Genomic DNA, 14,584 nt, shown 5'->3' on the forward strand with positions numbered 1-14,584 from the left:
CGGATAGCGCCGGTCTACGGCGCTATCTACAGTATCTCTACTATAATTTTATATTTAAATTCAAAAGGTTAAGTTTTTATTGGTGGGCGTTACAGTGCCTATTGTTATTAGTTGTAAGCGATTTGGCTCAAGCTAATTGTTATTTTATGTGTTTGAAGTAGAATAAAACTTAATAATAAAAAAGACGTAGGCGCGCTGCTGTGAAAATCATCCTTTATTTAGCTATTTCACTGTTAAGCCTAAGCAGTTTCGCCAATCAAGTCCCCAAAAATATTCCTAGTAATGTTCCCCTAAGTCACTATTTTGCCGAAACCTGGGATACCCGTGATGGTTTGCCTCACAACAGTGTCAATGCCCTAGCTCAAACTCCCGATGGTTATGTCTGGGTAGGTACATGGGAAGGTGTTGCCCGTTTTAATGGCCGCACTTTTAAGCTTTTTACTCGCGGCGTTCTCACCGGGTTGCCCGATTCAGGGATCCGCAGCCTCAATGTCGATAAAGCGACTCAGCAGCTCTATGTAGCTGGCTCTCGGGGTGGGATCAGCGTGGTCGAGCGCGAGCGTTGGCAAGCACTTAAACCGGCACAAACGATGGTGAATTTTGCCGTGCGCAGTGGTGATGGCGCCTTGTGGCTGGCGCTAGAAGATGGCGGCTTGGTGCGCAGAACACAACAGGGCGACGAGCAAAATTTGCTGTCTAATGTCAGTGCCTATCAAGTCTTTGAGCAACAAGAAGGGCGAATTTGGGCAGCAACAAATAACGGCCTTTATTACTATGAAGACGGAGCCATGCATGGTGTTAAGGGCGATAACAGCGCTATTACCGGCGCCATTTATTCGTTGGCTGAAGACCGTGATGGGGCGTTATTGGTTGGCACCGAGCAGGGTGTATGGCGTTATGTAAATAATGAATTTACGTTGCTACATAACGCTCTGGCAGACGATTCTGTGTCGAGTATTTTGGTTGACTTTCGTGGTGACATTTGGCTTGGCACCATCAATCAAGGGGTATTTCGCTTCAGCGAGTATGGGCTGGAAAAGTTAGACGCCAATGTTGGCCTACCAAGCAATCGCATTTTATCGCTGCTTGAAGATAATGAACACAGTATTTGGATTGGCACCAATGGGGGGCTTTTTCGCTTGCGGCAAGCGCCCTTTACCACCGTCAATACCGCACGCGGGCTCTCAGGAGATTATGTGCGTAGTGTGCTTTCGCACACTGATGGAGCGCTCTACATTGGTACCAGTAACGGCTTAAACCGCTACACCCAAGGACAGGTGGAACAAATTTCATCTCCCTTGGATGCACCCATTTCTGTACTTTCACTTACGAGTAGCCAACGTGGTGGTGTGTATGTCGGTACTTATACCAGCGGGTTGATGTATTTTGACGGCCAACGTTTGAAAACAGTGATTAACCGGGATTCGGGTCTGCCGAGCAACGAAGTAAGGGCCCTTCACGAGCAAGCTGACGGCACGTTATGGATTGGCACTGCGGGTGGCCTTGTGCGTATGAAAAACGCCAAAGAAGTAACAACCTTGACCGATAAGCAAGGTTTGCCCGGTAACTTTATTATGGCGCTAGCGCAAGATAAACAACAGCGACTGTGGATAGGCACCGGGGTCGGTGTTGCTTTTTATCACCAAGGGCAGTTTACCACCTTGCCGTTGCGCGAGCATTTCGATGCCGACTACGCATTTGGGTTTTTAGTTCAGGATGACGCACTGTGGATGGCCACCGATCGCGGGCTGCTTCATTATGATTATCAAAGTCATCGTCTGCGCAAGCTCGGTCGAGAGCAAGGGTTACCGGTTGATAAGCTGTTTGCCGTTGTAAACGATAAATATGATCACTTATGGCTTTCCAGTAACCGAGGTGTGATCCGCATAAGTCAAGCTCATGTGATGGCTTCCCTTGATAGTGAGGAAGCACAATTAGAATTCACCTTATTTGATGAAGGTGATGGCATGCTTAGCTCACAAGCCAACGGCGGCTCCCAATACCCAGCAGTGCGCCATCATGATGACAGCGTTTGGATTGCGACAGCGCGCGGTGCAGCGGTGGTCGACCCAGCGAAGTTGGTTCGTATGGCCAGTGTCTCACTGCCGGTGAGCATCGAGAGTATTGGTTTTGACGATGAGCAAGGCTTCCTACCTAACCTTGATAAAACGTCGTTAACAGTGCCTTCAGAAACAGACCGTTTATCTATTGCCTATGCTGGTTTAGGCTTTATTATGCCGGAGCGCATTGAGTATCAAACTAAGCTCAAAGGCTTTGATGATAACTGGATAAATCGCGGTAACCTCACACTGACCGAATACACTAATTTACCGCCCGGTAATTACGAGTTTCATGTGCGGGCGCGTTATCCTTATAGCGAATGGCCCGCATCTGCGGCAAGCTTTCATTTCACCATTACCCCTAAGTTTTGGCAAACACTCAGCTTTAAAGTCGCAATGATTGTGGTGTTGGCATTGGCACTATTTACTCTATATCGTTTGCGCTTTTTACACCTTAAGCGCAGCGAAGCTCAGTTAAAGCTAAGGGTGCAGGCGCAAACTCGCAGCCTAGCGGAGCAAGCTAAAGCCTTTGAACATCAAGCGACGCATGATCAACTCACCGGGGTGGCGAATCGTCGTGCCTTTGACAAATGGTTGATAGCGCATTTTGAGCAAGCTAAACAGCAACAACAACCTCTAAGCTTAGCTATTATTGATATTGATCACTTCAAAAACATCAATGATAAATACTCGCACATGGTCGGTGATAAAGTGATCACCGAAGTGGCTAACCTCATTCACCATTGTGCGCCGCAAGAGGCGATGTTTGCTCGCTGGGGTGGGGAGGAGTTCACATTGCTATTGCCAGGGTTCAGTGTACATGAGGCGCAAGTCTGCGCCGAGCGTATTCGGGTATTGATATCCGGCCATGATTACTCGGCGCTTGCCGATGGGGTGCATATTACCGTGAGTATTGGCGTTGCCGACAGTCAAGGCGCACAGGACTATGACCGAATGCTTGCCCAAGCGGATAACGCCCTATATCAAGCGAAGCAGGGCGGCAGAAACCAAGTCGTGGTGTACCAAAAGCCAATGCCCTAGCGGATATCCACAAGCTTACTGGCTTTTTTATATTGAATTTTAAGGCCACTCCACGCCGGTAACTCCCAGCGCTTGGGTGGGTCTTTGCGCTCGCCGCTGTGGTAATGGGCGATTAACCGCTTAGCGCGAAAGTGATATTCGATGTTGAGTACCATACTCGGAAGTGTGACTTGCAAGGGAAAGCGCTCATTAAAGTCTTTCGCATGCCAAGGGTCAATGCCCTGATAGTGCAGATCCTCGGCCTCTATCAACTGCAGATCTTCTTGGCTTTGCACACCCAGAGAATGTAAACGCTCAGCGATAAAGGTATCGGCATCCATATCAATGGCTGGTTGTTGATGGTAAGCCTGATACAAATTATGCTGAGCAATAGCCTGCGATATCTGCTCATAGCTGCCGGCGAATAACTGGTTGTCACGCATAAGCGCAACCACGCTGGCGCTTAGATGTTGGCCATCGACGCGCTGATGGCTTGACCCTAACTCGACTCCTGCATAGCTGTGGATAATATCAGCACGAATTTCTCCTTCCGAGCACTGCTCGTCAACATACCAATAACACTGGCCTAAGGTGGTGTCGTAAGGTACAGCTTGGCGCACCTGGGATAATTGCATTGGCGCACACATAGTCGCTAAGGTGTCGGCGTGCTTTTTACCGCGCCCGGCTAAGGAAAATGTTGCCAGTACCAGCGCCGCATTGCTGTTGTGTTGAAGCAGGGAGCTTTTTGCAGGACGCACTTCATCTTCGCCATTGGCGAAGCTGCCACGGCGATTATCGCGTTTTACATGGACACAGTGTGGGTTTAGCTCGGCGATGGCCTCGACTAGGGTGGCATGTTGGTATCGCGCTGCTTTATCGAGCTCTGGTAATTGATAGGCATGGCGTAAATAGTTGGCATAGGTGCGCGCTTCGCTAAGCGCCTCGCTATTGATAGTGAGTATGTGCTGTGCAGCACCGCCACGGACCACTGCGATATGCAGGGCCAAGTCGCACAGGGCATACTGCTCACCGAGTTGCGCTTGCAGTTGTTCACGCTCACTGCTGCTTGGCGGCGAAAACAGCGCCGCTGGGGTGGCGATGGCGGCGGCCAAGTCAATCATTGCTTGGCGCAATACATTGCTGGGCATGTTGTGGATCAGCATACCTAAATCAGCATCCACAGGAAGTGGGTAAATGGTTTTACCCAACGCGGTGGCCAAGCCGTCTGCGGTTACGGCCCCTAAGCGTTGTAATTTTGTCATCGCTCGTTGCAAAGACGAACCCGGCGGCGTGGTTAGCAGCGGTAAATCATCCACGGCAATACCGGCGCAAGCACTGGCGAGCACGAGCTCGTCTAATGCTTCACGTTCGACCTCTACCGGCGTGGTACTGAGCAAGGGAGCATGCTCACCAAATAGGCGAATATACAGCCCAGGCGCGATGCGTCCACAGCGGCCCATACGTTGGCGCATGGAGTCTTGGGCTATGGCGTCAAGGCCGAGTACGGTTTTCCCTTTGCGAAGATGCGTGCGGCGCTCAAGCCCGGAATCGATAACACATTCGACCCCAGGCACGGTGAGCGAGGTTTCGGCCACGTTAGTGGCAAAAATAATGCGTCGCTGTGGCCCTTGGCGCAGCGCGCGCTGTTGCTCTTGTAACGGGCTGGAACCGTGTAGTGAAATACATTCAGCGGGTAAGTCCTGACAGGCGCTGACGCACGCGGCTATCTCGGCGCGACCAGGTAAAAACACCAAAATATCAGCGCCACTGTTATCCAGCGCATAGACACAAGCTTGGCGCACACGCGCCGCTAAATCTTGGGAGCTGGGCATCGCTCTGGCGTCGCTGGCGAAGGTGTAGCTGCTGATAGGGTAGGTACGGCCGTGGCTTGTGAGCGCTTTGGTGGTGAGATAAGCGCTTAAAGCACGGTCATCTAAGGTCGCGGAGGTGAGTATCAGGCGGTGCTCGCCCTGGTGTTTCAACAGCGCCAACAGTAAATCGGTATCCCAGCGGCGCTCGTGAAACTCATCCAGCATGACCACGTCAAAATCAGCGAGCTGTTGCTCGAAAAACCACCTTAGTGCGACCCCAGGGGTGGCAAACACAACCTTGGTTTGGGCCGCCATTTTAGCCTCAAAGCGAATCGCGTAGCCGATGCTTTGTCCTGGTTTTTGCTGGCATTGCTCAGCCAAATAGTTCGCCAACGAGGTGGCAGCGATACGCCGTGGTTGCACAACCAAAACACGCCCTTGTGTGCTTGCCCATAGCGGTAAGTTGGTGGACTTACCGCTGCCGGTTGGCGCATGAACAATTACATTTTGCTGCCTAAGTGTTGATAAAAACTGATCTTTTATTGCCTCGATTGGTAATGTCATAGGATACAAATAATGTTGTTTAAGCTTGTAGAGGAATTGAAAATTAGCGCCAGCGGTCATATTAACATGTAATAGCGCCAAGGAATTACCCGATGTTAAACCTGATACTGTTGATTTTGTTAATTGTGTTTGTGGTAGCGTATTGGCAATGGGACCATGTCCGCCTCAAGCGCTGGCAGCGGCAATACCATGATGCCGGGCTCAGCCAGGAGCAACAGCGTTTTTTGCAGCGGGCTATGCCCATTTATAACGCCATGACCGATGCCGATAGAGCCAAGCTTGAGCGTCATATCTGTTGGTTTTTGGGCGAAAAACGGTTTCTCGGTCGCGATGGTTTAGAGGTTGATGAGGCGATGAAACTGGTGGTGGCCGCCGATGCCTGCCTGTTGGTGCTCAATAAACCTTGGCCTTTGTACCCTAATGTTAAAGAAATCTTGCTCTATCCCAGTGCTTATTACGCCAATGTCACCCAGCGTGATGTCGCCGGTTTGGTGAGCTATCATCAAGTGGTGCGTGAAGGAGAGTCATGGCCCGGTGGCACCTTGGTACTCAGCTGGCACGATGTGCTCGAGGGCAACCGCCTCCCGGAAGATGGCCATAACTTGGTGTTTCACGAATTTGCACACCAGTTAGATCAGGTAACAGGCTGCACCAATGGTACGCCGCAGCTAGCAAATAAGGCCGCGTATCAACGCTGGGGCGAGGTGTTCTCGCGCGCTTTTACCAAGTTAAAAAGCCATGTTGCTTACAATATGCCCCATGTAATGCACAGCTATGGGGCCACCAATGAGGCTGAGTTTTTTGCCGTGGCCACCGAAACCTTTATCGAAAAACCCATGGCGATGCGGCAGTTTGATGCTGAGCTATTTCATATCCTCAAAGATTATTACCAATTCGACCCCAGTGACTGGCAAAGACACTAAAAGTGTAAGCGTTCCAAGGCAACTGATTACTTAAATGGTCAGAAAAAAGATCAAGCTTAACTCTAGGTAGCTAATGTTGTTTTTTGTTAACATCCGCATCGAAGTGACAAAGGTGTTAGTTAACTAGCTATCACTACTGGGTTACTTCTAGGGATGGAATTTGTCGTTGGGATGCGATTAGCCTTTCTATGGCACTGACTCTGCGCTCTCCTGACAGCGGTTATGCCAGCAGTTAAAAGATGCGGGTATAGGCTGAAGATTTGTTCTCTCCCGGCAATGCTAATAATTAAATAAAGGGAAATAACATGATGAAAAAAACACTGCTAGCACTGGTTTTAGCCGGTACTTCATTCGCTTCTCAGGCTAATTGGCAAGCGGGTGTAGGCTATGTAAATCTTTCTGACAGTGAAGGTGGTGACAGCATCAGCCTTAACGCTTTGGTTGGTTCTTTAGGCTACAAATTTAAAACAGGTGACAACTTTTACCTTGTACCTGAGTTACGTTTGGGCACAGGTGTTGGTGATGACGAGTTATACGGAGCTAAAATTGAAGTAGAGAGCTTTACGGCTCTATCACTTCGTGGTCAATATGATCTTGAGAGCGGCCTGTATATCTACGGCGCTCCTTCATACGCTAACCTAGAGGTTAAAGCATCGGCTTACGGCGAGTCTGCCTCTGAAGACGAATGGGAATTTGGCTTAGGTGGCGGAGTTGGTTATAACTTCAGCAACGCTATGCTAGCTGAGCTGTCATACGAACAGTTTGATGGTGTGGATGTGGTTAGCCTTGCTGTGAAGTTTGACTTCTAAGTCACGCTAATCACGCTAACAGCGACAGACCAGAGGGTCTGCGCTGTTGGCTCGCTACCTTTTACTTTAGCCTCAAGTTGGTCAACGACATTGCCATAGCTTTCAATCTTGCTCACTTAACAGCGATATTCGCAGACTTGCTATTCCATCCCCCATTTTTGCTCATTAAACCCATGTTACTTCCACTTTTATACGGTTTTTGTTTTAGTAGGTAATGATAATAAATAAATAGAATAAGAGACCCACAAATGAAGACTCCACTATACAGTGCTTTAGCTCTGGCGGTTTCGCTGGCTTTACCGGTCAGCGCCGAGCAAGAAGAAAAACAACAATGGCAAGTAGATAAGCCTCAGGGTGAATTTGTTGATGCCAACATCAACGTCACTCAAGGTACCTGGATGAATGTCGATGTCAGCCCCGACGGCCAGACCTTAGTATTTGATTTGCTTGGTGATATTTACACCATGCCGATAAGCGGTGGAGAGGCGACACAGTTGACCTCGGATATTGGCTGGCAAATGCAGCCTCGATTTAGCCCAGATGGCAAGCATATTGCTTTTACCTCAGATCAAGGTGGCGGTGACAATATCTGGATTATGAACATCGATGGCTCGGAGCAAACGCAGGTGACCAAGGAGTCATTTCGCTTGCTTAACAGCCCAGCATGGAGCCCCGATGGCGATTTTATAGTTGCCCGTAAGCACTTTACTGCAAGCCGCTCATTGGGTGCCGGGGAAGTATGGATGTATCACAAAGCCGGTGGCTCGGGCGTGCAGCTAACAGAGCGCCCCAATGATCAGAAAGACTTGGGCGAGCCGGCATTCTCACCGGATGGCCGCTATGTGTATTTCTCACAGGACGCCACCCCAGGTAAAACCTTCCACTACTCCAAAGACTCGGTACAGGGCATCTACAAAATTAAGCGCTATGACCGCGAAACAGGTGATATAGAGACCATTTTAAGTGGTCCCGGTGGTGCAATCCGGCCCACGCCTTCTCCCGATGGCAAAACGTTGGCCTACATCAAGCGTGATGATTTCCAAAGCACCCTGTATTTATATGATTTAGAGTCGGGCAAAGAAACCAAGCTGTACGATAAGCTTGAGCGTGATATGCAAGAGACTTGGGCAATTCACGGGGTTTATCCTAGCATGGCTTGGACGCCTGATAACGAGTCGTTGGTGTTTTGGGCCGGGGGTAAAATTCACAAGCTTGATGTGCAAAGCGGTGAGAGTTCAGAAATCGCCTTTGCAGTAAACACCAGTAAATCCATCCAAAAAGCGGTGCGTGTAACTCAGCAGTTAGACTCCTCAGAATTTGACGTAAAAATGCTGCGCAATGTGCAGGTATCACCCGATGGTGAAACCGCCATTTTTGAAGCCATGGGTCACATTTACAAGCGCGACCTTGAATCAGGTAAAGTGCAGCGCCTAACACGCCAAGACGATCATTTTGAATTCTTCCCGACCTTCTCTCGCGACGGTAAAAAGATTGCCTATGTCACCTGGGATGACGAAAAACAAGGCAGTGTTCGCGTGGTTTCGGCGCGTTCAGGTCGTGGTGATACGCTGACCTCTCAGCCGGGTAAATACGTCGAGCCAGCGTTCAGTCCCGACGGAGAAACCGTGGTATTTAGAAAGTCTTCGGGTAGCAGTTTACTTGCCCCGGAGTGGTCGTTGAAAGCAGGTATTTACGCGGTGGATAGTGATGGTGATGAGCAGCCAGAGCTTATTACTGAACATGGCTATCAGCCACAGTTTGGTAAAGCCAACGACCGTATCTATGTGATGAGCCCGTGGCCAAAGCCGACCTTGAGTGTGGTTGAGCTGGAAAGTAAAAAAATCCGCAAACTGTATGAATCTGAGCATGCCACTGAGTTTCGTATTTCACCAAACGGGGAATACTTGGCGTTTGCTGAGCGTTTTAAAGTGTTCGTGACGCCTTTTGTTGAACGTGGCAAAACCATTAATATCGGCCCTAAAGACAGCCAGTTCCCAATAGAGCAGTTATCTGTGCGTGCTGGTGAAAATATCAGTTGGAGTGGTGCAAGTGATAGGCTTTACTGGAGTTTAGGGCCCGAGCTTTATCATGCCTCACTGGCGGGTATTTTTAATATTCAAAGCGATGAGAACGCCGACTTTAAAGTAGACAGTGGCGATAATATTGGTTTTAAACAAACCATGGCAGAGCCACAGGGCATGATAGCGCTGGTGGGAGCAAAAGTGATCACCATGCAGGGCGATAAAGTCATTGATAATGGCGTGGTGCTGACCGATGGTAAGCACATCAAAGCGGTTGGCAGTCAAGACCAGGTAGAGATTCCACAAGATGCTGAAGTGATTGATGTCAGCGGTAAAACCATTATGCCGGGGATCATCGATGCGCACGCGCATGGCGCTCAAGGCAGTGACGAAATTATTCCTGAGCAAAACTGGAAAAACCTAGCCGGTTTATCCCTGGGAGTCACCACGATTCACGACCCCAGCAACGATACCACGGAAATTTTCGCTGCCAGTGAGATGCAAAAGGCCGGTAAAATCGTTGCACCACGTATTTTCTCCACAGGGACCATTCTATACGGAGCTAACATGCCGGGGTATACCTCCCATGTTGACTCCCTTGATGATGCGAAATTCCACCTTCAGCGCCTGCAGAAAGTCGGTGCGTTTAGTGTAAAGTCTTACAACCAACCGCGTCGCGATCAGCGCCAACAAGTGATTGCAGCCGGTCGAGAGCTTGGTATGATGGTTGTTCCTGAAGGGGGTTCTCTGTTGCAGCATAATCTGACCATGGTGGTTGATGGCCACACCACGATTGAGCACTCCATTCCGGTTGCCAATATTTATGATGATATTCGCCAGTTATGGTCGCAAAGTGATGTTGCCTACACCCCTACGTTGGGCGTGGCTTATGGCGGTATCTGGGGGGAGAACTACTGGTACGATAAAACCGATGTATGGAATCATCCACGGTTAAGTAAATTTGTGCCAAAGAATCAGTTGCTCCCGAGAGCGATGCGCCGTACCAAGGCGCCCGATCATCACTACAATCACTTTAACAATGCGCGGGTTGCAGCACAGTTGCAAGACCAAGGGGTGCTGGTGAATGTTGGCGCGCATGGTCAACGTGAAGGCTTAGCGGCGCATTGGGAAATGTGGATGTTTGCACAAGGCGGCATGAGCCCGTTAGAGGTGATCCGCACAGCCACCATAGATCCGGCGAAAACCTTAGGTCTAGAAAATAACCTGGGCTCACTAGAGGAAGGCAAGTTAGCGGATCTCATCGTCATTGATGGCGACATTCTAAGTGATATTCGTCAAAGCGATAAGGTACGTTACACCATGATCAATGGACGTTTGTTTGATGCTGCAACCATGAACGAAGTCGGAGAGCCGGCACGCGCTCCGCTACACTTCGAATAAGCCCTGTCGCAGCAATGCTACTTGAGCCCGTCATCGACGGGCTTTTTTGTGGGTATCGCTTCGCTGCAGATAAATAAACAGTGCTGTGGGGTACAAAGTGACTGGAGAGTTGTCTCTGTATTAACTACACTGCAAACAGAACCCACAGGGAAGGACAAGCCAAGATGAAACGCTTCACTATCACAGCTATCTTGCTGCTCATTGGTGGCTGCGCGCAACAGCCCCGCTCAGATGATGTTAATGCACTCACCAAGGCGTGTGTTGGTAGCACTGCACTGCCAGCGCAGTGGCAAGGCCAGTTTCGCGCGGTCGACAACCCCGAACTGCTGCAATCGGCGCTGGGTGAGCCACAACAAGGAAAGCTCTGTCAAGGTCAGGTGTATGAAAGCACACAGCCTACGGCAGTGATTTTGTACCGCGCTTATAACAGCATGAACCCAAATAGCCGCTTTGGGAGCTGGTGGGCATGGGCAAAACCCAGTGGCACTGTCAGCGAATATCGCGCCAACTATGAAATTTGCTACCAATGGTCGCCGCTAGATAAATTAGTACGCTGTGAGCTTAAACCCGGCGTACAAGTGGTGGTGGGTAATGGCCAAAGTGCACAATGTTCTGAGTATTTGCGCTATGACGTATCGGCGGTGCAGCAAGTTTTCATAGCCGATGCCGGTGACGCTGTGCACAATTGCAGTGATTTCAATGCTGTAATGCAGTGGCAGCCGATACAAAGGTAAGGGGTCATAGTAAAGGGAAAAGGATAACACCAGCCTAGAGTATAAATCTTATTTGTTATCCTTTTGTTAACAAAGGACATGTATTATTTATTTAAAATGAGAGTTTATTTTTAAATTAACAATACTGGAGTCTTTGATTATTTAACCCACAATACAACCCAAGTAATAGCTATTATAAATGGGTCGAAGTTGAGGTTTTTTGGTGCTGTTATGATGCAAAGCCTCTTTCAATATCACGGAATGTCCATTGTCCTTTAGCGTCGGCAATATCAATAAGCTCACAGGCTTTTTTGTTCCATGCGGCGAGACAAGCAATGTAGTTGGTTAGTTGATAGTAGGCGCGATCTGGGGCATCAGGGCGAATTCGTGATACCGAGTAAGCAGAGTAGGTCGCACCGCTGCCAAGCCAAGTGACAATGGATGAAGCAACGCCTCCACCTGGCACAACAAAGCCTGCGGTGGTGGTCACTAGACCCAAAATAGTCGCCGCTTTTTCAACACCGTGTCCTGCTTTGGTAATGTCGTCACTGAGAATAGGGTGTAATAACGCGAGCAGGTTAGTGGCTTGCGGTTGGTGGCTCGCTACGGCAACATCGTCGGAGGTTTTTGGAGCATTGCCAGGTGCCGAGCTGCCGCCGCGCATAGCTGGTAATAAGGTGTTAAAAGCTTTCTGACTGTTATTACTGGCGGAGAAGGTCACTGATTGCGTACTTAAGCCTCCGGCTTTTACGCGCTTTTGATCTTTAGGTGTGATAGTGGATTTGTAAGTGCGTTGCAAACGACGATAGACAGCAGCGCTGCACTGAGTCATCTGTATCGCTAATGCGGCTTGGTCTTTAAATTCACGGCCTATGGCACGTTCAGCCAGCTTAGTTAACTGGGCTTTTTTCTTTTGCACCAGTTGTCCCACGATAATATCCATAAAATATATCCTTATACAAATATAAAACGCGATGAATATTACCATGAGTTTATGGGAGTGGATATTTAAATTGTTAGCTATTTTATTCTCGTTTTATGAAGCCGGCCTTGTATCTATATTTGACCGTTGCGTTGCGACAGCCTAAGTAAGTCGGGGTCATTGCGTATCGAGTTTCATACAACAGTACCTGAGGAGTATCACCAGTGCGCTCAGCTTGCTGGCGATACATGCTTAGTTCACGTTTTGACTATTACACTGAGCGTTTAGTAGCAAGGAGAGAGCAGTATGTTCAAAAGTGTCATTGCCGTGGTGTTATTAGTTGTTTTATCAGGCTGCGCCAATCACTTGCCTGCTGAAAAAGGAGCTGTGCAGCAGGGCCTCGCGTCTTATTATCATGATAAGTACCATGGGCGCACTACCGCTAGCGGCGAGCGTTTTGAGCAAACAGCTCTGAGTGCAGCCCACCGTAACCTTCCTTTCGGTAGCAAAGTAAAAGTCACCAATATCAATAATGGGCGCTCAGTTGTAGTACGGATAAATGACAGAGGCCCATTTGTTTCAGGGCGCATCATAGACTTGAGCCGTCGTGCATTTAAGCACATCAGTAATTTGTCTGCCGGCGTGATTGCCGTAGAGGTAGAAGTGCTCAGTGAGCCCTAAGCGGTGGTAAACTCACTATAACCCTGTACATCAACCTCCTTGTGGTTGAGCTGCTCAACGTGAGCCGTTTGCGGGCCCTGCTCTAACCAAGTAAGTAAGGAAGTTAATGCTGCCTTATCCCCCTCTGCGTGGACTTCAACGCGACCATCATCAAGATTTTTGGCGTAACCAGCAATATTGAGAGCCTGTGCTTGGCGGGCAGTGTTAGCACGGAAATACACGCCCTGAACTTTGCCACTTACCCAAGCTCGAAATGCGTATGTCATCATCTCTCCTCAAAAAGGCGGCTACGCCGCCTAACGAATCATTAATGAACTTTCTTAAGGTAGTCTAGAATTTGTCCCTCATTAGCGCCAATCACATCTTTAGCGAGGGTCTTATCGATCAGTTCGGTGGTGTGCTTATTGAACTCACCGCGTAGCTTGCCTAAAAAGCCCGACTCAGCAATCAGTTCGATACGATATACTTTGTCGTTTTTACGTTTGTCGTCAAGCCACTTGGCAATATCTGCGGCGAAGCGTTGCGCTTCTATATCAACCGCATCTTTTCGGCTCATGGCATCGACACCTTGCACTTGCTTTGCCGGGGCGCTTTGACGGCCCGCACGGTCAGTATAAATATCTTGCTCGTCTGAGCGTGCGAAGGGGTTTGACCAATGGGCTTGCAGCTCCAGCTCGGTGGAATGATTACGTAAGGCAAAAATTTGTGCTTCACTGTGGTTGGCAACCACTACATAAGAACGACCAATCATATCAATCTCCTTTTTTGCGAGCCAAAAACTTGGCCCTTACTATAGAGCTTGGAATGGATGGGGAGTTTTTCAACCCTAAGAAGTAAAGATTGTTGTTTTTCTACGGCTGTGTTCAACTTAAACTGATTTATGAATAACTTAGCCCTTTAATGAGATGTGGGTGCCGATACATGGCATACACTTAGGAGAGAGAATGACAGGGAAACGAGGTACAGGGAGTTGGCTTTTTGGGGCCGCGCTCATCATAGCCATGCCGGTTGCGGCAGAGCCAAGCTTCAGTGAGCAGTTAGTCAGTGCCGCTAACGAGCGGACTCTAGCGGACGTGACCTATGATGGTCGCTATATTGCTATTGATTACCCTGAGGGGGATGTACCTGCTGGGATGGGTGTATGTACGGATGTAGTGATACGCAGTTATCGAGCCTTAGGCATCGATCTGCAGCAGTTAGTGCATGAGGATATGGAGCGTAACTTTGATGCCTATCCATCCCACAGAATTTGGGGGTTAACGCGCCCGGACAGCAATATTGACCATCGTCGCGTGCCAAATTTACGTGCTTTTTTTACTCGTCACGGACAGAGTCTGAGAGTGAGTGATGACGGTAACAATTATAAACCCGGTGATATTGTTTCATGGATGCTACCAGGAAACTTGCCGCATATTGGTATTGTCGGCGAGCAACGCAATGAGCTGGGACAGCCTTTAATTATCCATAATATTGGCGCTGGCCCGCAAGTGACAGATATTCTTTTTCAGTATCCTATTACCGGTCATTATCGCTATGGTGGTGACGGCCTTGCTGAATAACGTGACTAGTCCTGAAATAAGTTGACACTTATTTTGATTAAAACGCCTGATGTACTTCATCGGGCGTTTTGTATTTTAGAGCCAGGTGTGGGCGTCTCTT

11 protein-coding genes are annotated in these 14,584 nt (G+C 49.0%); 7 read left to right on the top strand and 4 right to left on the bottom strand.

Features of this window, described 5'->3' with window-relative positions; translation table 11 throughout:
* Window positions 1-200: 200 nt before the first annotated feature.
* Window positions 201-3,101, top strand: coding sequence for a ligand-binding sensor domain-containing diguanylate cyclase (locus tag MHM93_RS03120; protein ID WP_239447986.1), 2,901 nt, complete (start codon window positions 201-203; stop codon window positions 3,099-3,101).
* On the opposite strand, the gene MHM93_RS03125 is transcribed toward MHM93_RS03120, so the two are convergent.
* Window positions 3,098-5,455 (bottom strand): helicase-related protein, encoded by a 2,358-nt coding sequence (locus tag MHM93_RS03125; protein WP_239447988.1) that lies wholly within the window; start codon window positions 5,453-5,455, stop codon window positions 3,098-3,100. The genes MHM93_RS03120 and MHM93_RS03125 overlap by 4 nt on opposite strands.
* Before the next feature lie 92 nt (window positions 5,456-5,547).
* Here MHM93_RS03125 and MHM93_RS03130 point away from each other — a divergent pair, with 92 nt between their 5' ends.
* The 4 genes from MHM93_RS03130 to MHM93_RS03145 all read left to right on the top strand — a co-directional run bounded on the left by MHM93_RS03130 (window position 5,548) and on the right by MHM93_RS03145 (window position 11,343).
* The gene (locus tag MHM93_RS03130) at window positions 5,548-6,378 is read left to right on the top strand and encodes a M90 family metallopeptidase (protein ID WP_239447990.1); all 831 of its coding nucleotides are present in this window, start codon (window positions 5,548-5,550) and stop codon (window positions 6,376-6,378) included.
* A 305-nt stretch (window positions 6,379-6,683) separates the two neighbouring features.
* Window positions 6,684-7,187, top strand: coding sequence for an outer membrane beta-barrel protein (locus MHM93_RS03135; RefSeq protein ID WP_045978085.1), 504 nt, complete (start codon window positions 6,684-6,686; stop codon window positions 7,185-7,187).
* A gap of 248 nt (window positions 7,188-7,435) precedes the next feature.
* Window positions 7,436-10,609 carry an amidohydrolase family protein gene (locus MHM93_RS03140; RefSeq protein WP_239447992.1) on the top strand — a complete coding sequence of 1,058 codons (3,174 nt, stop codon included), beginning with the start codon at window positions 7,436-7,438 and terminating at the stop codon, window positions 10,607-10,609.
* A gap of 164 nt (window positions 10,610-10,773) precedes the next feature.
* Window positions 10,774-11,343 carry a hypothetical protein gene (locus MHM93_RS03145; protein WP_239447993.1) on the top strand — a complete coding sequence of 190 codons (570 nt, stop codon included), beginning with the start codon at window positions 10,774-10,776 and terminating at the stop codon, window positions 11,341-11,343.
* Between the two features lie 208 nt (window positions 11,344-11,551).
* Here the strand turns inward: MHM93_RS03145 and MHM93_RS03150 are convergent, their stop codons facing one another.
* Window positions 11,552-12,265 (bottom strand): hypothetical protein, encoded by a 714-nt coding sequence (locus tag MHM93_RS03150; protein ID WP_022945871.1) that lies wholly within the window; start codon window positions 12,263-12,265, stop codon window positions 11,552-11,554.
* 285 nt (window positions 12,266-12,550) lie between these two features.
* Here MHM93_RS03150 and MHM93_RS03155 point away from each other — a divergent pair, with 285 nt between their 5' ends.
* Window positions 12,551-12,925: a septal ring lytic transglycosylase RlpA family protein gene (locus tag MHM93_RS03155; RefSeq protein ID WP_138548929.1), complete on the top strand. Its 375-nt coding sequence runs from the start codon at window positions 12,551-12,553 to the stop codon at window positions 12,923-12,925.
* On the opposite strand, the gene MHM93_RS03160 is transcribed toward MHM93_RS03155, so the two are convergent.
* Window positions 12,922-13,191, bottom strand: coding sequence for an acylphosphatase (locus MHM93_RS03160; protein ID WP_022945873.1), 270 nt, complete (start codon window positions 13,189-13,191; stop codon window positions 12,922-12,924). The genes MHM93_RS03155 and MHM93_RS03160 overlap by 4 nt on opposite strands.
* Before the next feature lie 41 nt (window positions 13,192-13,232).
* Window positions 13,233-13,676, bottom strand: coding sequence for a host attachment family protein (locus tag MHM93_RS03165; RefSeq protein ID WP_022945874.1), 444 nt, complete (start codon window positions 13,674-13,676; stop codon window positions 13,233-13,235).
* A 250-nt stretch (window positions 13,677-13,926) separates the two neighbouring features.
* Here MHM93_RS03165 and MHM93_RS03170 point away from each other — a divergent pair, with 250 nt between their 5' ends.
* A complete protein-coding gene (locus MHM93_RS03170; RefSeq protein ID WP_239448005.1) occupies window positions 13,927-14,484 on the top strand; it encodes a DUF1287 domain-containing protein in 558 nt (185 codons plus the stop codon).
* Window positions 14,485-14,584: the final 100 nt, after the last annotated feature.

Origin of the sequence: Pseudoalteromonas sp. MM17-2 (assembly GCF_022347945.1) — a bacterium.
Taxonomy (GTDB): Bacteria; Pseudomonadota; Gammaproteobacteria; order Enterobacterales; family Alteromonadaceae; genus Pseudoalteromonas; species Pseudoalteromonas ruthenica.